The sequence below is a fragment of the Methanoculleus chikugoensis genome (assembly GCF_019669965.1).
Classification (GTDB): domain Archaea; phylum Halobacteriota; class Methanomicrobia; order Methanomicrobiales; family Methanoculleaceae; genus Methanoculleus; species Methanoculleus chikugoensis.
In genome coordinates this window covers 308,551-328,715 of the sequence record NZ_AP019781.1, presented here as the reverse complement: position 1 = coordinate 328,715, position 20,165 = coordinate 308,551, and the positions used below count along the sequence as shown (strand labels likewise).

The following is a 20,165-nucleotide window of genomic DNA, read 5'->3' as shown; positions in this document are numbered from 1 at the left end:
CCGACTAATAAGATGCATGCAGACGAGATTGTGGACGCGCACGTGCTGGTTGTCGGAAGCGGCGGCGCCGGGGTGCGGGCCGCCATCGAGGCTTCCCGGTACGGCGACGTGGTCATGGTCTCCAAGACCATCGCCGGCAAAGGCGGGTGCACGACGATGGCGGAAGGCGGTTACAACGCCGTGCTGCGGGACCGGGACTCGGTCGACGTTCACCGCGAAGATACATTGAAAGGCGGGGCGTATCTCAACGACCCGGCCCTCGTGGACGCGCTGGTCCGCGAAGCGCCGGAGCGGATGGCCGACCTCGTCCGGTGGGGCGCGGTCTTCGACGTCACGGAGGACCGGGAGATCGCGCAGCGGCCGTTCGGGGGGCAGCGGTTCCCCCGGACCTGCTACGCCGGAGACCGGACCGGGCACGAGATGATCATGACCCTCCTCGACCGGCTCGACGCGACCGATACGCACCTCTACCAGGAGGTCTCGGTCGTCGACTTTGTGAAGGACGAGAACGGTGCGGTCGCAGGCGCGATTGCTCTCGACCGCGACGGGAACGTCGTGCTCTTCCGCTCCGACGCGACGGTGCTCGCGACCGGCGGGGGGACGCAGGTCTACGATATATCCACGAACTCCGCCGCCGGGACGGGAGACGGGTTTGCGATGGCCTACCGGGCGGGGGCGGAACTGATCGACATGGAGATGATCCAGTTCCACCCGACCGGGGCGGTCTACCCCTACGACGCCCGCGGCCGGCTGGTGACGGAGGCCGTCCGGGGCGAGGGGGGCATCCTCTTGAATGCGCGGCGGGAGCGGTTCATGAAGCGCTACGACCCCGACCGGATGGAACTCTCCACCCGGGACGTGGTGGCGCGGGCGATCGCGACCGAGGTGCTGGAGGGCCGGGGGACGAACCGGGGCGGGGTCTACCTGGACGTGACCCACCTCCCCGCGGAGAAGATCGAGACCCGGCTCCCGGTGATGCTCGAGCAGTTCCTCGCGTTCGGCGTCGACATCCGCCGGGAGCCGATGGAGGTCGCCCCCACCGCCCACCACATCATGGGGGGGCTGCGGATCACCCCGGAGTGCCGGACGACCCTCCCGGGCCTCTTCGCCTGTGGGGAGGTCGCCGGCGGGGTGCACGGGGCAAACCGTCTCGGCGGGAACGCCCTCGCGGAGACGCAGGTCTTCGGGAAGCGCGCCGGGGAGTTCGCCGGGAAGGCACCCGCACGGGGCGGCCGGTTTGATGAGGGCGCAATCGACGAGAGACTCCGGATGCTCGACGGTTTCTTCGAGGGAGCGATAAGCCCCGCAGACGTCAGGAAGGACCTGAAACTCACGATGTGGAACCAGGCCGGGATCTTCCGGAACGCCCCCGACCTCCGGACGGCGCTCGGGCACGTCCGGCGGCTGGCGGAGACGCGGCTCTGCGCCGCCTCGACCGCGAACCTGCTTGAATGTTGTACGGTCCGGAACATGTGCACCACGGCGTCCCTGATCGTCCGGTGCGCCCTCCTGCGGCCCGAGAACCGGGGTGCCCACGTCCGGCTGGACGCGGAGATCGTGACTGACCCTGCGACGTCGCCGTTCGGCCACACCTACATCTCGCTCGCCCGCGAGGGGATCGAGCAGCGGGAGGTCACGGCATGAAGACGATCACGCTACAGGTCTCTCGCTTCGACCCGGCCGTGGACGCGGAGCCGCACTTCGAGGAGTACGCCGTCCGGGTCAACGAGGGCGCCCGGGTGCTCCACGCCCTCCACGCCGTCCGCGACGGGCACGACCCGACGCTCACCTACCGCTACTGCTGCGGGTCGGGGCAGTGCGGGAGCTGTGCCGTCCGGGTGGACGGGAAGCCCGTCCTCGCCTGCATGGAGGAGGCCCGGGACGGGATGACGGTCGAGCCGCTGGACCTCCCTGTCCTGAAAGACCTGACGGTGGATATGGAGCCGGTGATCGCGAAGATCGCCAGGATCTGCCCGGCGCCGGATGCAGTGCTCCCGGCAAAGGAAGAGATCGAGGCGATCAAGCCGCTCCGGGACTGCATCGAGTGCCTCTGCTGCGTATCGGCCTGCCCGGCGCTCCAGGTGACGGATTTCGCGGGGCCGACGGTGATCCGGCAGGAGATGCGCCTCGCCCTTGACCCCCGCGACTCCGGGGACAGGATAACCGACGCGATCGCAAAAGGGCTCTTCTACTGCACGACCTGCAAGCGCTGCACGGAGGTCTGCCCGAAAGAGATCGATATCCCGGGGAAGGCGATCGAGAAACTCCGGGAGATCGCGAACCGCCGCGGGCTGACCCTTCCCCGCCACCGGGAGGTGGCGCGGCTGGTGCAGGAGACCGGCCGGAGCGTCGAGCGGACACAGCCGACCTTCCTCGAACAGGTCCCGGAGGTTATCGAGCCCGACGGCCCCGTCCGCGGCGAGGTGGGGTTCTTCGTCGGGTGCATGTTCAACGGCCGGGTGCCGCAGACGGCGCTCGACGCGATGGAGGTGATGAAGCGCAACGGCATCCGGGTGATCGTCCCCCACGACCAGGTCTGCTGCGGTTCGCCGCTGATCCGGACGGGGCAGACGACGAATGTCTCCGACCTGAAGAAGAAGAACATCGAGGCCTTCGCCCGCCGGGGGATCACGACCGTGATGACGATCTGCGCCGGGTGCGGGGCGACGCTGAAGAACGACTACGAGACGCCGTTCGAGGTCAAAGACGTCACCGAGATCCTCACCGGGTACGGGATCGAGCCCACGGCGAAACTCGACCTCCGGGCGACCTACCACGATCCCTGCCACCTCCTCCGTGGCCAGGGGATCAGCGAGCAGCCGCGGGCGCTCCTCCGCGAGGCTGTCCGGGAGTTCGTCGAGATGCCCTCCCAGTGTTGCGGCGCTGGCGGCGGCGTCCGGTCGGGGGTGCCGGAGGAGGCGAAGGCCCTCGGGGCGAAACGCAACGAGTGCGTGAAGGCGACCGGCGCGGACGTGGTGGTGACGGTCTGCCCGTTCTGCGAGTTCCACATCGCGGACTGCACGGACGTGCCCGTCAAGAACCTGGTGACGGTCCTGCTCGAGGGCTACCGGAAGAAGGACGCGGAAGCGGGGCAGTGAGAGAAGCCCCTTCCGCCGAACTGTTTTTGCATCATACATCACCAGTGTGACACCCCCCGGACAGCGAGGAGTCTCCGCGCCGCAGTAATGTTCGTCGCGACCGCGAGGAGGACGAGCGCCGGGAGGACGAGACCCGTCACCAGTCCGATGATGATGACCGCGATCCGCTCCGGGCGGGCGAAGAGCCCGGCCCGGCACTCGATCCCGAGCCCCTCGGCGCGGGCCCGGGCGTAACTGACCATCAGCGACCCGATCGCGGCGGCAAACGCAGCCTCGACGCCCGAGATCGTCCCCACCCCCGCGTAATGCACGACGAGCCCCCCGTAAACCGCCGCCTCGGCGTAGCGGTCCAGGAACGAGTCGAAGAACGCCCCGAAGGGAGAGGCGGCGCCGGTCACCCGGGCGAGCGCCCCGTCGAGGGCGTCGAAGACGCAGGATGCGGCGACGATGATGCCGGCGAAGAAGAACGATCCTAAAGCACAGAGGACCCCCGCGACCGCCATCCCGAGAAACCCGAGCAGGGTGAGGGTGTTCGGGGTCGCCCCCGTCCGGGCAACGAGGGCTGCGATCCGGGTGAGCGCCCCGTTCAACCGTCCCCGGAGGTGCTCCTCGATCACCGGCCCGTCACCCCGGAGAGCTGATCCGCGACCGCCGCCGACCCTGCCATGGCAGGGGATCGTTCCTCTCGGGAGATAAGGGTGTCTCTCCCGGGCGGTGGCCACAATGATTGTATCTATAATTATTATGGGAATAATCATTGAAGTCGTCCCGAAAGTGTCCAGCGATCGAAGATCCGCCTGATGTAGAGCATTCTCACGCAGATTTTCGAAGGAATGCCATTATACAGTGTCGAATTGCTAACATGGCTTCCCACCGGGAGTCGCACCTCCCGGTTGAAGGATTCTTGCCGGAGAATACCCGATACACCGGCAATGTTTTTCTGTCAGTAGTACATATATCACGAATATCATGAATGCCATAAAGCGTATTGTTGTCAGGGAAGAGGTCTGGGCTGCCCTCTCCAGTATGCGCAAGCCGGGGATGACCTTCTCCGAACTGATAGAGGAGATGATCGAACACGAAAAGAAGCGGCGGCTTATGGAGGATATCAAGCGGATCCAGGAGACGGAAGAACTCGTGGAGATCCCATTGTGACGTTTGCCGTTCTGTTCAGGCGGTCGGCAGCGGATTTCTTGAATACTCTGCCGGAGAAGTCGCAGCGCATCATCGCGGCAAAGCTTGCTATTCTACAGACAGACCCATATCCCGGTAGCGGGGGAGATAAAGAACGCCTGAATACGGATGGCGTGGAGGTATTTCGCCTCCATATAGGGCGAACGTTTACCGCGCTCTATATTATCCATACCGATACCGACAGGAACTGGGTCGAGATCACCCACCTGATGACCATCGAACAGGCGCATAAACGCTACGGCAGACTCTGACCCGTGATAGCATGCGATCGGCCATATTCACGGGTCAGGCTCGCATGAATGAGCTCGGGACGCACGGAATGATGAGTGGCCCGGGGCCAGTAGAGTGCCAGCGCCTTCACTCCCTCTGCAGGGCACGGATATATTCGGTGAGAAACTGCTCGATGTCGCCGACGTCCTCCCTGAGCAGGTCGTAAATCCTGTCGTTATCGATATCCCAATAGATGTGGATCAACCGGTTCCTGAACCGGGCCATCGTTTGCAGGCGTTTTCCAAGGTCTTCGTCGAAGAACCCGTGTTCCTGCACGATACAAAACGTGTCGGCATAATTTTCAGGCATTTTCCATCGATTCTTCGTGATCACGTGGTTGGCGAGATCGATAGCCGCCTCGACGCCGACGATCAGATGATACTTCGCGCTTGCAACGAGGTGAGGGTCTCCCGTAAACACCTCCCTCGGGAGTTGACCCAGTTCCCGGAGCCTCTCACAGGCCTGCATCAGCTCCGATGACAGCGCAGTAACCTTCTCCTCATCGTAGGAGACCAAGAGCCTCCCTCCTGTAACGCTCCCGGTGATGGGAGAAATCGTGATACTCAGTAAGAATCCTGCAGACAAACTCGCAGCGCGCCTCCTCATCGCGGGATACCAGGATTTCCCCGGTACGGAGAACCGTGAACGCGAACGAAAGCGGCGCCGTGGTGAGCACCCGTACATCTATAGGCACCCCGGTAACCTCCTCCAGTTCCTGTTCAAGCGCCAGCTCGTACCGAAGCGGGTCGGACGACCCGGTGCTGCCGTCCGCGAGGAAGACAGCGATATCGATATCGCGGAAGGGACCCTGCACAAAGGAGCCGTACACGTACGCGAAGAGGATCTCCTTCTTCTCCCCCAGTCGAGCGGCGAGGAGGGCACGGAGGCCCTGTTTCTCTTCCGGGGAGAGGTTCCGGGGTCTCATTGGAGAGAGATCGGCGGCGACGGATAAAGACCTTGTGCCGCCGGGGGAACACCGCGGCGCACTTATATCCCGGGAGCGACAGGAGTTTGTTGACCATCGGGCCGATACCATGGATGCGAACATGCGGATTCGATCTGCAGTGCCGCGAGACGAGCGCTCGCCGGGTGATGGAGCAGGTCCGGGCTCTCGCTCGCGAGATCCGGGCGCGCCGGCGTGTCAGCGCTATCATCCTCTACGGGTCGTTCTCCCGCGGGGACTTCCACGAGGAGAGCGACGTCGACCTGATCGTCGTCGGCGACTTCCCCGAGCGTCCTCACAAACATTGCAGCGTTCATCATCGGTCTCACCGACCTCCCGGTCGAACCGCTCTGCTACATCGACAAGGAGTTCGCCGACCTGATCCGAGAGGAGAACCCGTTCGCCCTTCAGGCACTGGCCGAAGGCACCCGGGTGTAGCCCCTCACGTGCAGACGGCCCGCTCCTCGGTCGGCCTGCCCGTGAGTTCCTCGAAGTACTCGTGCGCCGAGAGCGCCGCCTTCGCCCCGTCGCCGGCGGCGACGATGATCTGTTTGGCCTTGACGCAGGTCGCGTCCCCGGCCGCGAAGACCCCGGGAACGCTCGTATGGCCGTTCTCGTCGATGACGATCTCACCCTGCTCGTTCAGCGCCACGAGATCCTTGAGGAAACCCGTATTCGGCGCAAGCCCGATCGCGAGGAAGAGCCCCTCCACATCGAGGTCCGTCTCCTCACCGGTCTCGCTGTCGCGGATCGTGATCCCGGTCAGGCCCGCGTCCCCGTGGAGCGCCGTCACCTCGTGGCGGGAGAGGATCCGTATCCCCGCCTCTTCCGCCCGGTCGATGTAGACCTCGTCGCAGCGGAGGGATCGCCGGACGATCAGGGCCACCGAACTCGCGAACTTCGTCATCTCGATCGCGGTCTGGAGCGCTGCGTTCCCCCCGCCGACGACGGCTACCGGTTTGCCACGATAGAGCGGGGCGTCGCAGATGGCGCAGATCGAGACGCCCTTCCCCATCAGCCGGTCCTCACCCGGGATCCCCAGTCTCCGGGGCTCCTTGCCCGGGGCGAGGATGAGCGTCCGGGAACGGTAGACGGTTCCCGAGGCCGTCCGGACGAGGAACGTCTCATTCTCCTTGCGGACATCCCCGACGCTCTCGAGCTCGAGACGGACCTGGAACCCCCGGACCTGCTCCTCGAACTTCCGGACCAGTTCCTCGCCCGAGATCGTCGAAAATCCCATATAGTTCTCGATGGTCCAGCTCCAGGCCGCCTGACCGCCGACGTTCTCCGCTATGACGACGGTCTTCATGAGTTTCCGGGCGCAATAGACCGCTGACGTCAGCCCTGCCGGACCGGCGCCCACAATGACCGCGTCGTGGACGATCTCCTCCGGCGGCGTCCCAAAGAGCTCGCGGAGCCGCTTTGCATCAAACCCGACGACCACCTCGTCGCCAAAGACCGTGACCGGCACCCCCCGCTGCCCCGAGATCGCGATCATCTCCCGGGCTGCCTCGCGATCCTTCCCGACGTCGACGATCTCAAACTCGACGTCGTGTTTCCGGAGGAACGCCTGAACCATCCGGCAGTACGGGCAGTTCTCCGTCGTGTAGACCTTAACGCCTGCCATGTGAGGGAATATCTCGGGAAGAGTATTTAACATAGGGGGTGCGGTGCAGGAACCCCGGCCACGGCGGCACCGAGCCGAAAAGAAAGGAATTATTGGACTTCGCGGAACATCCGCGCCGGAACCCCGCAGATCGGGCATTTCTCCGGCGCCGCCCCGATCTCGAGGTTGCCGCAGACCGGGCAGAGGAAGACCTTATCCGCATCGAGGTCTTTGCCTTCCCGGACGGCCTCGAGCGCCTGGAGGTAGAGGTTCGCGTGCACCTCTTCCGCCTTCATCGCATGGGTGAAGACGATCGATGCCTCGTTTTTGCGCTCCTTCTTCGCCTCGGCGACGAACGGGGGGTACATCTCCATGAACTCATAGTTCTCGCCCTCCATCGCGCTTTTCAGGTTCTCTTCAGTGCTCCCGACGGCGTTCAGGATGAAGAGAAGGCGTTTCGCGTGGACGGCCTCCGCTTCGCTTGCCGCACGGAAGAGTTTTGCCACCGCGGGATACCCCTCGGCGGCTGCCTTCTCTGCAAAGACCGAGTACTTTCTGTTCGCCTGGGACTCCCCGGCATACGCATTCTGAGCGTTCTCATCTGTCGGCATGGATGGATCATTGCGGGACGCTCGTATTAAACCTTTCATCTTAATCTCCGGAAACCCTATGCCGCTGGAACACCACCACCCCCGGTGGATGAGGGTTGCGACGGACGGAACGACCGGAGCTCGAGAGGACCGAAGGTCTTCGAGTGCGACGAGACGAAGTGCCGGAGCAGGAGCACCGGAGGTGAGGGGGGCGGCGGGCGGAACGGCCGGAGAACGAGAAGACCAGGAGGATTCAAGTGCGACGGGCCGGAAGGTGCAGCGGGTCTTTCTCCTCGTCCTCGTGCTGAACCTCGCCGTCGCGGTCGCAAAAGCGGTCTTCGGCCTCCTCGCCGGGTCGGTGAGCATGGTGGCCGACGCCATCCACTCGGGGTTCGACTCCTTCTCGAACGTCGTCGGCATAATCGCCCTCTACTTCGCCGGGAAACCCCCCGACCCCGAACACCCCTACGGCCACGGCAAGATCGAGACGCTCGGGACCCTGGCCATCGGGGCGATGCTCCTCCTGACCGCAGGAGGGATCCTCTACGAGGGGTACAGGCGGCTCATCGTCCCGGTCGTCCCCGAGATCACCCCTGTCACTGTCGTGGTCATGGTCGGAACGCTCGCCATCAACCTCGCCGTATCCACCTATGAACGGAGGAAGGGGGAGGAGTACCAAAGCCAGATCCTGGTCGCCGACTCCCAGCACACGAAAAGCGACGTCTTCGTCTCGATCGCCGTCCTCGGGGGGTTCCTCGCCGTCAGACTCGGGTTTCCGGCGGCCGATCCGGTCATCGCACTCGCCATCGGCCTCCTCATTGCAAGGATGGGGATCGGGATCCTCTACGAAGCCGCGCAGGTCCTCACCGATGCGATGAACCTCCCCTGTGACCCGGCACTCATCCGGGCGGTGGTGACGGACACCCCCGGTGTGGCCGGGTACCACGAGTTCCGGTGCCGGGGGAAACCCGGCGAGATCTTCGCCGACATCCACATCACCGTCGAGGCGGCCCTCCCGGTCCCCCGTGCCCACGCGATCTCCGACGAGGTGGAGCGGCGGCTCAAAGAGGCGGTGCCGGGGCTCGTGGAGGTCGTGGTCCATATCGAACCCGACGGCTCATTGTAAGAGCCGCCCGAGTTCGCGGCCCTTCCGGTACGCCGCTTCCATCACCTCCGGCCGCGTAGTGATATCCTGGACGGTGTCCATGTCGTTCTGGAGCACCTCGGCCCAGAGGGGGCAGTCGATGATCTCCCCGAACGCCTGCATGGTCATCCTGACCCCGTCAAAGACGTTCGGGATATTCATCCCCGCGATCGATATAAAAAGCATCTTCCGTTTTTTCCGGCGTTCAGGAGAGATAAATGAGTTGCCCCGGTGATACTTCGCCATATAAAAGACCTGGAACCGATCGATGAACGACTTGAGCCTCCCGGGAACACCCATCGTCATCACCGGGGTCGCCACGATCAGGCCGTCCATCTCCCGGAACTTCCGGAAGATCTCCGTCATCTCGTCCTCGATCAGGCAGTTCTCGCTCCCTTTGCACTGGAAGAACTCCATGCAGGGCAGGATGTCCATCTGCGCGACCTCGATCTTCTCGACCCGGACCCCCTCCTCCTCTACGCCCCGGATGGCCTCGTCGAGGAGGCGGGCGGTGTTCCCGTCGAGGATCGGGCTCCCGAGCAGTGCGATAACCGTCTTAGGCATGATGCAGGGTTGTTCACGGCCCTATTAATAGGGTTCGGGCTCCTCCGGTGCGGGTCGGGATAACCGGATACCCCGGCCGGACCGGTTCTTGCCCGGGTGAAAACTGCTAAATACCTTGAAATGATAGTAACAGTCCGGTGATTTTCTGTGGTCGAACCAGGATCCAGCAAAACGGCGAAGGCAGGAGAGAAACCGGGCCCGGGCCGCTACATCTGTATCGACTGCGGGCGGGAAATCCGCATCGACAGCACCGATGCAGACCTCGTTAAGTGCCCGACCTGTGCCTGCGAAATGTATAACTGTTTTCCGATGACCCACATCAGACCGGACATCAAGACCCCGGAAGACGTCATGAACCCCCCGAAGAGGAAGAAGTGATCGGGGCCCGTCAAGGTAGGTGAGAAGAATGGTGAATGTATCGGCAAAAGGAGAGATCTACCACTGCGAGATCTGCGGAAACGTGGTCCAGGTAATGGAGGCCGGCGGCGGCGAACTGATCTGTTGCGGCGAACCGATGGTGCTCGAGGAGTGAGCGGCATGGAAGAGAAGAAACTCGAAGAGAAGATCGGGAAGATCCCCGTGATCTTCAAGGAACTCAAAGAGACCGACCCCGACCTCTACGGAAAGGTCATGGGGCTCGATCAGGTGATCTGGGCCGACGGCGCCCTCTCCAGGCAGACGAAGAAGGTCATCGCGATCGCGATCGCCGCGGCGCTCCGGGACGGGCACGCCGTCCGGGCGCAGATGGCCGGTGCCGCGAATCTTGGCGTATCGAAGGAAGAGATCGAGGAAGGACTCAGGGTTGCGTTCCTGCTCGCGGGGATGCCGGCCTACGTCCACGGCAAGACCGCCCTCGAAGAATATCTGGGCAACCGCCCGAAGAAGTGAGTCATGGAACCTGCAGGGCTACTCCAGATGCCGGTCATCGGCGAGAAAGCACCGGAATTCGACGCGCTGACCACTCACGGACGCCTGAAACTCTCGGACCTCAAGGGAAAGTGGGTCATCCTCTTCTCCCACCCGGCCGACTTCACGCCGGTCTGCACCACGGAGTTCATGGCGTTCGCCGGGATCGCCGATGAACTCAAAGGACTGAACGTCCAGCTCGTCGGCCTCTCGATCGACAGCGTCCACTCGCACCTTGCGTGGGTTCGAAACATCAAGGAGAAGATGGGCGTCGAGATCCCGTTCCCGATCATCGCCGACCTCGACATGAAGGTCGCCAAGACCTACGGGATGCTCCACCCCGGGCAGAGCACCACCTCGACGATCAGGACGGTCTTCTTCATCGACGACAAGGGCGTCATGCGTGCCATGCTCTACTACCCGATGTCCAACGGCCGCTCCATGCCCGAGATCCTCAGGATCACGAAGGCCCTCCAGACCTCGGACGCGCACGGCGTCGCGACGCCGGCGAACTGGCAGCCCGGCGAGAAGGTCATCGTCCCGGCGCCGACGACCCCCGAGGGGATCGAGAAGCGGATGCAGGAAGGCTACGAGTGCAAAGACTGGTACCTCTGCTTCAAGAACCTCTAAACCCGTACTTTTTTTGCCTCCGGCCGAGCAACACTCTGTATATGACCATCGACGTCCTCGCGTTTGCGACCTCGCCCCGCCGTCACGGCAACTCCGAGACCCTCCTCGACTGGGTGCTCGCGGCGATGGCGGAGGAGGGGGCCGCGACCGAGAAGATCGCCGTCACCGAGGTTGATATCAGGCCCTGCCGCGGGTGCAATGTCTGCGAGACGCTCAACCGGTGCGTCCAGCGGGACTACATGGACTACGTCTACGACCGGATCGTCGCGGCCGACTGCATCGTCCTCGCCGCCCCGATCTACTGCATGGGGCTCCCGGCACAGGCGAAGGCGCTGGTCGACCGGGCGCAGGTCTTCCGGTCCCGGAAGTACGTCCTCCATCTCCCGGTCGCCCCGCCCGAGCGGAAGGGGAAGCGGGTCGGGATCTTCCTCTCGACCGCCGGGCAGAACTGGAACTACGTCTTCGACGCGGCGATCCCGTCGGTGAAGTGCTTCTTTAACGTCGCCGATGTCCGGAATAAGGACCTCCGGTACCTGATGGTGAACGGGGTCGACGAGAAGGGCGCGATCGAGCGCCACCCGACCGCGAAGGCCGACGCGGAGGCTCTCGCCCGGGAGGTCGCCGCGCACCTGCGGGAGGTCGGGGTGGCATGACCGTAAAAGTCCTCGGTATCTCCGGCAGCCCCCGGCGGCACGGAAACACCGAGACGCTGCTCGATGCCGTGATCGAGGGCGCCCGGGAAGCGGGGGCCGATGTGGAGAAGATCGTTCTGCGGCCGCTCGACTACGCCTCGTGCCGGGGGTGCAACGCCTGCCACAAGACAGGTGTCTGCATCATCAAAGACGACCTCACAGGGGTTTTTGAGAAGATCGGCGACGCCGACGTCCTTGTCCTTGCTTCCCCCATCTACTCGATGGGGATCACGGCGGAGGCGAAGGGGCTGATCGACCGCGCGCAGTACCTCTGGGCGCGCAAGTTCATCCTGAAGAATCTCCACTACGCTCCCGACCGCCTCCGCCGCCACAAGGGGATATTCGTCTCGACCGCGGGGCTCGGGTGGGAGAACGTCTTCGACGCGGCGTTCCCGGCGATCACCGCCTTCTTCAACACCACCGGGTTCGAGTACTGGGACAACGTCATCGCCAACGATCTCGACCGCTACGGGGGGATCGCGGGGCATCCGACAGCACTCACGGAAGCACGGAAGAAAGGGCGGGACGTGGTCAACCTTCTCGCCGGCCTGCAAGACGCAGAGGCCTGACTCCCGTCTGCCCCGCGCGCGGCCGGCTCCGGCAACGAATGTTTCCATATCACCGATCCCGGGCACGATCCCCCACTCCATCGCCGGCCGCACGGATCAATATTTTTCCCTGCCGCCCTGCAACCGGAACAGATTAATACGTTTTGACCGTCTCCATATTCAGTACCAGCCCGCACGATGCATCTTGGGGCAGCAGGAGCAAATGCGCGTGACCCCCGCCAAGCCTCCGGAGCGCCTGCACGGCGCGCAGCCGGATTACCGGATACTGGAGGGCATGGAAGACGCTGTCCTGGTGCTCGATGAGGACGCCCGCATAGTCTGGGCGAACACGGCCTCCCGGAGGGTGCTCGGCGTGCATGAGGGAGAAACCCGGCGGGCGGGGGCGGTGAGCGAACTTGCCGATAAGGTTCTTGCGGCACCCGGAAACGGGACTCTGGAGTTCGAGTGCCGGCTCAAGAGCCCGGGCGGTGAAGAACGGGGGTACCGCTGCTCGGGGTGGAGAACGCCGTCCGGGAAGAACTGGGTGCTCCGGCTCCGGGAAGCCCCGGGCACCGGGGATTACGAGGCGATCGTCGAGTACACCGGGACGGCAACGATCCTCATCGAGGAGAACGGCACCATATCGGTGGCGAACACGGAGTTCGAGCGGCTCTCCGGGTACCCGCGCGCCGAGATCGTCGGGATAAAGCGGCTGACCGATTTCGTAGCATCCGAAGACGAACGCCGTCGGCTGAAGGAGTACCATGCCCTCCGGCGAAACGATCCTGCAACCGCACCGAAGAACTATGCCATCTCATTTGTCGACCGTTCCGGCAACACCCACGCCGTCGAGGTCACCATCGGCCTGATCCCGGGAACCGCCCGTTCCGTGATGTCGCTCCTCGACGTGACCGAGCGGAACCGCGCGGAGCAGGCGCTCCGGGTGAGCGAAGAACGGCTGCACCTGGCACTCTCGGCGGCAGACGACGGGCTGGTCGACTGGGACGTCGGCACCGGCACGGCCTACTACAGCACCCGGAGTTTCACGATGCTCGGCTACGATCCGGGAGCGTTCGTGCCCACGACCCCTACGATCCTCGCACTCGTCCACCCGGACGACCGCGACGGCGTCGAGGCAGCCCTCACCGGGATGGCCGCAGGAGTTCGCGATCGCTGCGAGATGGAGTTCCGGATGAAGTCCGCATCGGGAGAATGGGTCTACGTGCTCGACCGGCTCCGGGTGGTCGAGCACGATGCCCGCGGAATGCCGCTCCGGATCGTGGGGGCGCATTCCGATATCACGGAGAGGAAGGAGGCGGAGCGAGAACTCCTGATTGGGAAGATGGCGGTGGAGTCGTCGTTTGCCGCGATCGCCATCGCCGACCTCGACGGCAACATCACGCACGTCAACCCGGCCCTGCTCGCGCTGGGCGGGCTGACCGACCCCGCAGAGGTTCTCGGACGGCATCTCACGGAGTTCTGGGTGGACCCGGCGAAGGTCGAGAGGGTGCTTGCGACGTTTTCGGGGCGCGGCAGGTGCAACGGGCAACTGGTCGGCAGAAAGGCCGATGGGACGGAATTTACTGCTCATATCACCGCGAATCTCCTCAAGGACGACTCCGGAAACCCGATCTGCATCATGGCCACCGCCGTCGATATCAGCAAGGATATGCGCATGGCGCAGGCGCTCCGGGAGAGCGAGGAGCGCTACCGGACGCTTACCGAGTTTGCACCGGACGGCATCTTCCTCGTAGGCACGGACGGCGAGGTCCTCTTCGTGAACAGTGCCGGCAGCCGCCTGGTCGACGCAGATCCGGAGAGCCTGCGGGGAAAGAACATCAGGGAATTGTTCCCGCCGGATCTCGTTGATGGATGGCTTCCGGCGCTCCGGGCCGTAGCGGAGTCTCCAGGGAAGATCTTCACCGCGGAGGGACAGATTCCCGGTGACGGCGGGGGGATATGGCTTGAGACGCGCCTCATCCCGATGGTTGAACCCGACGGCACCGCCCGGAGCCTGCTCGGGATCGGCCGCGACATCACCGAACGAAAACGGGCGGAAGAGCAGCTCCGGTTCCAGGCCCAGGTGCTCTCGCAGGTGGAGGACGCCGTGATCGCAGCCGATACGGATGAGAGGCTCACCTACATGAACCGGGCGGCAGAGCGGCTCTACGCCGTCCCTTCCGGTGAGGCTCTCGGCCGGCCGATCCCGGAACTCTTCACCACCGAGTGGCTCCGCCCGGACGACGAAGAGGCGGCGAAGAATGCCCTCCGCTCATCCGGAACCTGGCGCGGTGTCGTCAGTCACCGGAAGAGGGATGGAGAGGTTATATCCGTCGACGAGACGCTCAGCACGTTAACCGACGATTCCGGGCAGGTTACCGGGACGCTCTACTCCCTCCGCGACGTGACCGGGCAGCGACGTGCCGAACTCGAACTCTGGATCAAGGATATGGCGATAGCCTCGGCACTCGAAGGCATCTCGCTTTCCGACTACGACGGGAAGATCATCTACGCCAACCGCGCCTCTCTCGCCATACACGGATGGGAGGAGGAGGAGATCGTCGGGCAGCATGTCTCGGTGCTCTGGGGGGACCTGGGGGAGATGAATCAGATCCGAGAGGAACTCGTCCGAAACGGCGCCTGGTCGGGCGAGGTGAAATCGCGACGAAAAGACGGCTCAACCTTCCCCATGCAGCTCGTCCTCTCCGTCGTCACCGACGAAGCGGGCAGGCGGATCTGCACGATGGGATCGGGGATCGACATCACCGAACGCAAGCAGGCCGAGCAGGAACTCCGGATCAGGGATATGGCGATAGCGTCTTCATTGAGCGCGTTCACCGTCGCCGATCTCGACGGCCGCCTGATCTATGTCAACCGGGCGTTTCTCTCCATGTGGGGCTACGACTCCCCGACCGAGGTGATCGGGAAGCGGGTCACGGAACTCTGGCAGAACGAGGAAGAGGCCCGGAACACGTTTGAGAACGTCGTCCGCACCGGCAGGCACATCGGAGAGCGGATCGGCAGAAGGCGGGATAAAACGACGTTTTATGCCATGTTCTCCGGAAGCCTGGTCAGGGACGGCGACGGAGTCCCTCTCTGCATCACGGCTTCGCTCACCGACATCACCGGCCAGAAACAGGCCGAGGCGAACATCCAGGCCCACAATCGCGAGCTCTCGGTCTTAAACCGGATCATCGGGGTATCGACGTCCGCGACGGATCTCGAGGAGGCGCTGGGACGGGTCCTCGCGGCAGTCCTCTCCCTCCTCGATCTCTCCGGCGGCGGCATCTACCTGATCGAGCCGGGGAGGGAGAGAGCGCGACTCGTCTGCGTGCAGGGTCTCCCCGAAGGCTTTCCTTCACAGCCGTGCATCCCCGACATCACCGCGCGGCCCTACGTGGAGGTGCTGGTGGCAGGAAACCCCCTCTTCTTCGACGATCACCCGGATCTCCGCTACCCGGGGGAGGAAGAAGGAACACTGCACCAGTCCGCCAGCATCCCGATCACGGCACACGGGAGAGTGATCGGGGCGCTGAATGTGGTCTCCGGGAACGGCAACCAGTTCACCGACGCCGACCGGTCGCTCCTTACGGCCATCGGGAGAGAGATCGGCACCTCCGTCGAGCGCACCCTGCTGATCCGGCAGCTTGAGACAGCCGAACAGGAGGCGAATCTCTACCTCGACATTCTCAGCCACGATATCAGGAACGCCGAGAACGTCTCGGGCCTCTACACCGATCTCCTCGTCGACATGCTCGAAGGGGAAGGAAGAGACTACGCACAGAAACTCCAGAACAGTATCCGCAAAAGCGTCGAAATCCTGCGGAACGTCTCGACCATCCGCCGGATCCACAAGGAATCGGCCGTGCTCGCGCCGGTAGACCTCGAAGGGGTCATCCGGAACGAGATCGGGATCTTCTCCGGAAGCCGGATCCATTACGGCGGCACGAACCTCTCGGTCATGGCCGACGCGCTCCTCCCCGAAGTCTTCACGAACCTCATCGGCAACAGCATCAAGTTCGGGGGGCCGGAGGTCGAGATCACCATCCGCGTGGAAGAGAGCGACGGCGAGGTCCGGGTATCGGTCGAGGATACCGGGCCGGGGATTCCCGATGGGATGAAAGATGCCGTATTCATGCGGTTCGGGCAGAGCCGGAGCCGCAAAAGCGGCCAGGGTCTCGGGCTCTACATCACCCGGATGCTTGTATCGCGCTACGGCGGCCGTATCCGGGTCGGCGACCGGGTGCCGGGTCGGCCGGAGTGCGGCGCGGCGTTCCGATTCACCCTGAAGAAGGCCTGAAAAAAGGGTGTTACTCAGAGGAGGAGCGACCAGAAGAGGAGCCCGGCGGAGGCGACGATCAGCACGGCAAAGACGGCCGGGTTCCAGGCGAGAACCTTGCGCCCGTCGAGGACGCTGATCGGGAGCATGTTGAAGGTCGCGATCATCGCGTTGACCCGGAGCCCGACGAGGCCGACGAGAGCGAGGAGCCCGCCGCCGGAGAGAAGCATCAGCGCCGCGAAGGGTATGCAGAGGAGGAGGTTCGTGATCGGGCCCGCAGCCGATATCCGCCCGTTCTCCGTCCGTGTCGCGTTCCCGTAGACGTAGGTCGCTCCCGGCGCCGCAAAGACGACCCCGACGAGCGCCGCCATCACCACGGCGACGAGGAGCATCTGGTTGTCCTTCTGAAATTCGGCCCAGTATCCGTAGCGCATCGCGGCGAACTTGTGCGCCAGCTCGTGCAGGACGAAGGCGACGCCCACCGTGACGAGCGACATCACGAAGAAGAAGACGAGCCCGATAGGGTCCACGCCGCCCCGGATGTAGATCAGGGTGAAGGCAATCGAGATGGCAAGCCACGCGATCAGGAGGTCCCGGCGTTCGCGTAGCGGTATTCGTTCCAGCATCCGGTATCAGGTTTGTCCCGGCACGATAATATCCTTCGCCTCACCGGGCGCGACCCGTCAGGTTTATTCCCCGGCCGCGGTCAATCATGTAGTATGACTCTAGATGCCGTCAGGAACGAGATCCGTGAGATCGACGAGAGAATCATCGATCTGGTTGCGGAACGGCAGAGACTTGCGGCGAGGATCGCCCGGATCAAGCAGGAGGAGGGTCTTTCCATCCACGATCCGGCGCAGCGAAAGGTTGTCCTCGACCGGGTCTTCACCTACGCCGTCGAGAGCCGGATCGACCCGGTCGCCGTCAGGAGCGTCTTTGAGATCCTGGTCGGTATGAGCGAGGAGCGACAGCGGGAGTGCAGCGGCGACGGCAACCTGCCGTGAGAGGAAAGGTACGGATTTCCGGGGTCCAAAGACAAGCCCCAGTCCTGCGATACGGTCTCACGCGAAGTGCGACTGCCGCAGGGCAGGAGCTTGAGCACGGCTGGGTGCGAGCCGCGAAGAACGCAAAGGCCGTGATAAACGCTCCCCCCATCTTCGCGGCTTTCGCGTCTTCGCGTGAGCTGAAAATGTAGGAAAGGGGTTAGAGGGTGAGCATCGTCCCGACGCCCTGGTTGGTGAAGAGTTCGAGGAGCAGGTTGTGCTCCTTGTTGCCGTTCACGACGTGGGCGCTCGTAACCCCGCTCCGGACCGCCTTCATGCACCCGTCGAGCTTCGGGATCATCCCGCCGGCGATGATTCCGTTGCTGATCATCGTCTCCGCTTCGGTAAGGGAGAGCCGGTGGTAGACCGTCGTCCGGTCGGCGTCCATCACGCCGTCGACGTCGGTGAGGTTGACCAGTTTGAATGCGCCAAGAGCGATCGCGATCTCGGCGGCCGCCGTGTCGGCGTTGATGTTCAGGCTCCGCCCCTGCCGGTCGATGGCGATCGGGGCCACGACCGGGATGTAGTTCTGGGCGAGGAGACAGTGGAGCACCTCGGGGTCGACCTCCTCGATCTCCCCAACCTGGCCGAGATCCACCTCCTCGATGACCTCCCCGACCTTCACCCGCTGGGGCTCCATCTTCCGGGCGATGAGGAGGTTGCCGTCGTTGCCGGAAATCCCGACGGAACGGGTGCCGCAGTTCGCGATGAGGGAGACTATGCCGTCGTTGATCTTGCCCACAAGGACCATCTGGGCGATCTCGAGCGTCTCGGCGTCGGTGATCCGGAGCCCCCCGACGAATTTGGGTTCTTTTCCCATCGCCTGCATCTTCGCGGTGATCTCCGGGCCCCCGCCGTGGACCAGGACGACCTTCATCCCGACGTAGCGGAGAAGAACGGCGTCCCGGATCACCGTCTCGAGGATGCCCTGGTCGACCATCGCGTGGCCGCCGAGTTTGATCACGATCGTCTTGCCGTAAAACTTCTGGATGTAAGGGAGTGCCTCCATCAGCACGTCTTCTCGTTTCATGTCGTATACTTCCCGTTGATCTCTACGTACTTCTCGGTGAGGTCGCACCCCCACGCCGTCGCCTTCCCGTCGCCTGCGGCAAGGTCGAGGTCGAACGCGACGGTCTTCCCCCGCATCGCGGCCTTTGCCGCCCCGAGGTCGGCGACGATCTCGCCGCGGCGGACGAGCGGCGTGTCCCCGACCGAGAGCGAGACGGCGTAGGGGTCGAACTCCACGCCGGCCCTCCCCGCCGCCGCGACCACCCGGCCCCAGTTCGGGTCTTCACCGTAGATGGCGGTCTTGACGAGCGGGGAGGCGACGACCGTCCGCGCCACGGCGGCGGCGGCGTCCTCGTCGGGGGCGCCGCGGACGGTCACTTCGAGGAGTTTCGTCGCCCCTTCGCCGTCGCGGGCGATCTGAACGGCAAGGTCGCGGCAGACGGCCTCGACGGCCCGTGCAAGCTCGTCGCGGTCAACCCGCCCCGCGGCGCCGGTCGCGGTGCAGAACGCGACGTCGTTCGTGCTGGTGTCGCCGTCGACCACCACCCGGTTGAACGACCGCCGGGTTGCCTCGCGGAGGATGTCCTGCAGAACGGGAGCCTCGACCTGGGCATCCGTGTAGATGAACGCGAGCATCGTCCCCATGTTCGGGGCGATCATCCCGCTCCCCTTGGTGATCCCGCCGACGGAGAACGACTCCGTCCGGACGAGGGCGTGCTTCGGGAAGGTGTCGGTCGTCATGATCGCCTTCGCCGCCGCGTCCTCGGCCTCACCGCTCCGGGCAAGGAGCGGTGCGACCCGCCCGCACTGATCCGTTATGAGTGGGAGATCGAGGTAGCGCCCGATCACCCCGGTGCTCGCGACGCCGATCGACTCCGTTGCAAGGCCGAGGGCTCCGCCCGCGATCTCGCACATCCGGACGGCGTCGCGGTAGCCCCGCTCGCCGGTGTAGGCGTTCGCGCACCCGCTGTTGACGACGACGGCATCGAGGGTCCCCCGGCGCATCCGCTCCATCATCACCTCGACCGGGGCCGCCCGCATCCTGTTCGACGTGAAGACCCCGGCCGAGGTTCCGCTTGCCCGGATCAGGGCGAGCCCGAACTTTCCTTCCTTGATTCCCCAGGCACTGACGCCTTCGACTCCGCAGATACTCTTCACGACCCTTCCTCCGAAGACATCCCGATACCCCGGACGATATCCGCCCGGGTGACGATCCCGACCAGCCGCCCGTCGCGGAGGACCGGGAGGCGGGCGATCCCCTCGTGGAGCATCTGGGCTGCCGCATCGGCGATATCGGCATCCTCGTCGATGGCGACGACCGGGCTGCTCATCACCCGTCGCACCTCCACGTTCCCGATTTCAGTGAGCGCCCGCTTCGTCTTCTCCCAGTTGATGAACTCCCTGACCGGGACCTCGATCACCTCGAGCGGCGACGGAAGCCAGAGGTCGTCGGAGATATCCCCAACATCGAGGAGCGAGAGGATGTCCGTCTCGGTGACGATACCCGCCACCCGGTCACCGTCCATCACGGGAAGCCCGCCGATATGGTACTTCCTGAGCAGTCCCGCCGCCTCGCTGACCGGCGAGTCGACCCGGACGGTCACCGGGTCCGGGGTCATGACATTCCTGACCTGCACCACCTTCATCACC

The 20,165-nt window shown here is 64.3% G+C and carries 24 protein-coding genes; 13 read left to right on the top strand and 11 right to left on the bottom strand.

Annotated features, from left to right (window positions below):
- The first annotated feature begins 12 nt into the window (after positions 1–12).
- Both tfrA and tfrB read left to right on the top strand, forming a co-directional pair.
- Positions 13–1,644, top strand: a complete 1,632-nt coding sequence (tfrA, locus tag MchiMG62_RS01745; RefSeq protein WP_221057621.1) for a fumarate reductase (CoM/CoB) subunit TfrA — start codon at positions 13–15, stop codon at positions 1,642–1,644.
- Positions 1,641–3,098: a fumarate reductase (CoM/CoB) subunit TfrB gene (tfrB, locus tag MchiMG62_RS01740; protein WP_221057620.1), complete on the top strand. Its 1,458-nt coding sequence runs from the start codon at positions 1,641–1,643 to the stop codon at positions 3,096–3,098. Before tfrA ends, tfrB begins: the two co-directional genes overlap by 4 nt.
- A 38-nt stretch (positions 3,099–3,136) precedes the next feature.
- Here tfrB and MchiMG62_RS01735 read toward each other — a convergent pair whose 3' ends face one another.
- Positions 3,137–3,715: a CDP-alcohol phosphatidyltransferase family protein gene (locus tag MchiMG62_RS01735; RefSeq protein WP_221057619.1), complete on the bottom strand. Its 579-nt coding sequence runs from the start codon at positions 3,713–3,715 to the stop codon at positions 3,137–3,139.
- Between the two features lie 352 nt (positions 3,716–4,067).
- Here MchiMG62_RS01735 and MchiMG62_RS01730 point away from each other — a divergent pair, with 352 nt between their 5' ends.
- Together MchiMG62_RS01730 and MchiMG62_RS01725 are read left to right on the top strand one after the other, a co-directional pair.
- The gene (locus MchiMG62_RS01730; protein ID WP_054847660.1) at positions 4,068–4,253 is read left to right on the top strand and encodes an antitoxin VapB family protein; all 186 of its coding nucleotides are present in this window, start codon (positions 4,068–4,070) and stop codon (positions 4,251–4,253) included.
- Positions 4,250–4,543, top strand: a complete 294-nt coding sequence (locus MchiMG62_RS01725; protein WP_221057618.1) for a hypothetical protein — start codon at positions 4,250–4,252, stop codon at positions 4,541–4,543. Before MchiMG62_RS01730 ends, MchiMG62_RS01725 begins: the two co-directional genes overlap by 4 nt.
- Before the next feature lie 106 nt (positions 4,544–4,649).
- Here MchiMG62_RS01725 and hepT read toward each other — a convergent pair whose 3' ends face one another.
- The 5 genes from hepT to MchiMG62_RS01700 form a co-directional block, all read right to left on the bottom strand.
- Complete coding sequence (gene hepT / locus MchiMG62_RS01720) at positions 4,650–5,078, bottom strand: type VII toxin-antitoxin system HepT family RNase toxin (RefSeq protein ID WP_221057617.1); 429 nt, start codon at positions 5,076–5,078, stop codon at positions 4,650–4,652.
- Positions 5,062–5,487, bottom strand: a complete 426-nt coding sequence (gene mntA, locus MchiMG62_RS01715) for a type VII toxin-antitoxin system MntA family adenylyltransferase antitoxin (RefSeq protein ID WP_221057616.1) — start codon at positions 5,485–5,487, stop codon at positions 5,062–5,064. Before mntA ends, hepT begins: the two co-directional genes overlap by 17 nt.
- Before the next feature lie 62 nt (positions 5,488–5,549).
- Complete coding sequence (locus MchiMG62_RS13405; RefSeq protein ID WP_244987755.1) at positions 5,550–5,834, bottom strand: hypothetical protein; 285 nt, start codon at positions 5,832–5,834, stop codon at positions 5,550–5,552.
- A gap of 113 nt (positions 5,835–5,947) precedes the next feature.
- Positions 5,948–7,132, bottom strand: a complete 1,185-nt coding sequence (locus MchiMG62_RS01705; RefSeq protein ID WP_221057615.1) for an FAD-dependent oxidoreductase — start codon at positions 7,130–7,132, stop codon at positions 5,948–5,950.
- Between the two features lie 89 nt (positions 7,133–7,221).
- The gene (locus MchiMG62_RS01700; protein WP_221057614.1) at positions 7,222–7,722 is read right to left on the bottom strand and encodes a rubrerythrin family protein; all 501 of its coding nucleotides are present in this window, start codon (positions 7,720–7,722) and stop codon (positions 7,222–7,224) included.
- A gap of 181 nt (positions 7,723–7,903) precedes the next feature.
- Between MchiMG62_RS01700 and MchiMG62_RS01695 the strand changes: the two genes are divergently transcribed.
- Positions 7,904–8,827 carry a cation diffusion facilitator family transporter gene (locus MchiMG62_RS01695; protein ID WP_244987754.1) on the top strand — a complete coding sequence of 308 codons (924 nt, stop codon included), beginning with the start codon at positions 7,904–7,906 and terminating at the stop codon, positions 8,825–8,827.
- On the opposite strand, the gene MchiMG62_RS01690 is transcribed toward MchiMG62_RS01695, so the two are convergent.
- Positions 8,819–9,409, bottom strand: a complete 591-nt coding sequence (locus MchiMG62_RS01690; RefSeq protein ID WP_221057612.1) for a flavodoxin family protein — start codon at positions 9,407–9,409, stop codon at positions 8,819–8,821. The two genes, MchiMG62_RS01695 and MchiMG62_RS01690, sit on opposite strands and share 9 nt — an antisense overlap.
- 147 nt (positions 9,410–9,556) lie before the next feature.
- On the opposite strand from MchiMG62_RS01690, the gene MchiMG62_RS01685 reads away from it, so the two are divergent.
- The 7 genes from MchiMG62_RS01685 to MchiMG62_RS01655 all read left to right on the top strand — a co-directional run bounded on the left by MchiMG62_RS01685 (position 9,557) and on the right by MchiMG62_RS01655 (position 16,485).
- Complete coding sequence (locus MchiMG62_RS01685) at positions 9,557–9,787, top strand: zinc ribbon-containing protein (protein WP_221057611.1); 231 nt, start codon at positions 9,557–9,559, stop codon at positions 9,785–9,787.
- A 28-nt stretch (positions 9,788–9,815) separates the two neighbouring features.
- Positions 9,816–9,941, top strand: a complete 126-nt coding sequence (locus MchiMG62_RS01680; protein WP_054847656.1) for a desulfoferrodoxin FeS4 iron-binding domain-containing protein — start codon at positions 9,816–9,818, stop codon at positions 9,939–9,941.
- A 5-nt stretch (positions 9,942–9,946) separates the two neighbouring features.
- On the top strand, positions 9,947–10,297 hold the full coding sequence (locus MchiMG62_RS01675) for a carboxymuconolactone decarboxylase family protein (RefSeq protein ID WP_221057610.1): 351 nt from the start codon (positions 9,947–9,949) through the stop codon (positions 10,295–10,297).
- Positions 10,298–10,300: 3 nt separating this feature from the next.
- Positions 10,301–10,945, top strand: a complete 645-nt coding sequence (locus tag MchiMG62_RS01670) for a peroxiredoxin (RefSeq protein WP_221057609.1) — start codon at positions 10,301–10,303, stop codon at positions 10,943–10,945.
- Positions 10,946–10,986: 41 nt separating this feature from the next.
- Positions 10,987–11,598, top strand: coding sequence for a flavodoxin family protein (locus MchiMG62_RS01665; RefSeq protein ID WP_221057608.1), 612 nt, complete (start codon positions 10,987–10,989; stop codon positions 11,596–11,598).
- Positions 11,595–12,206: a flavodoxin family protein gene (locus MchiMG62_RS01660; RefSeq protein WP_221057607.1), complete on the top strand. Its 612-nt coding sequence runs from the start codon at positions 11,595–11,597 to the stop codon at positions 12,204–12,206. Before MchiMG62_RS01665 ends, MchiMG62_RS01660 begins: the two co-directional genes overlap by 4 nt.
- A 208-nt stretch (positions 12,207–12,414) precedes the next feature.
- On the top strand, positions 12,415–16,485 hold the full coding sequence (locus MchiMG62_RS01655) for a PAS domain S-box protein (protein ID WP_244987753.1): 4,071 nt from the start codon (positions 12,415–12,417) through the stop codon (positions 16,483–16,485).
- Positions 16,486–16,499: 14 nt separating this feature from the next.
- Here the strand turns inward: MchiMG62_RS01655 and MchiMG62_RS01650 are convergent, their stop codons facing one another.
- The gene (locus tag MchiMG62_RS01650) at positions 16,500–17,090 is read right to left on the bottom strand and encodes a site-2 protease family protein (protein ID WP_221057606.1); all 591 of its coding nucleotides are present in this window, start codon (positions 17,088–17,090) and stop codon (positions 16,500–16,502) included.
- Positions 17,091–17,183: 93 nt separating this feature from the next.
- On the opposite strand from MchiMG62_RS01650, the gene MchiMG62_RS01645 reads away from it, so the two are divergent.
- Entirely contained in the window at positions 17,184–17,468 is a 285-nt protein-coding gene (locus MchiMG62_RS01645; RefSeq protein WP_054847650.1) for a chorismate mutase, read from the top strand.
- Positions 17,469–17,667: 199 nt separating this feature from the next.
- Here MchiMG62_RS01645 and argB read toward each other — a convergent pair whose 3' ends face one another.
- From argB to MchiMG62_RS01630, 3 genes are read right to left on the bottom strand one after another with little or no spacing between them, the layout of a single operon-like run.
- On the bottom strand, positions 17,668–18,537 hold the full coding sequence (gene argB, locus MchiMG62_RS01640; protein WP_221057605.1) for an acetylglutamate kinase: 870 nt from the start codon (positions 18,535–18,537) through the stop codon (positions 17,668–17,670).
- Positions 18,534–19,673: a bifunctional glutamate N-acetyltransferase/amino-acid acetyltransferase ArgJ gene (gene argJ / locus MchiMG62_RS01635; protein WP_221057604.1), complete on the bottom strand. Its 1,140-nt coding sequence runs from the start codon at positions 19,671–19,673 to the stop codon at positions 18,534–18,536. The genes argB and argJ overlap by 4 nt, the downstream gene beginning before the upstream one ends.
- Entirely contained in the window at positions 19,670–20,152 is a 483-nt protein-coding gene (locus tag MchiMG62_RS01630; RefSeq protein ID WP_221058583.1) for a CBS domain-containing protein, read from the bottom strand. The genes argJ and MchiMG62_RS01630 overlap by 4 nt, the downstream gene beginning before the upstream one ends.
- Positions 20,153–20,165: the final 13 nt, after the last annotated feature.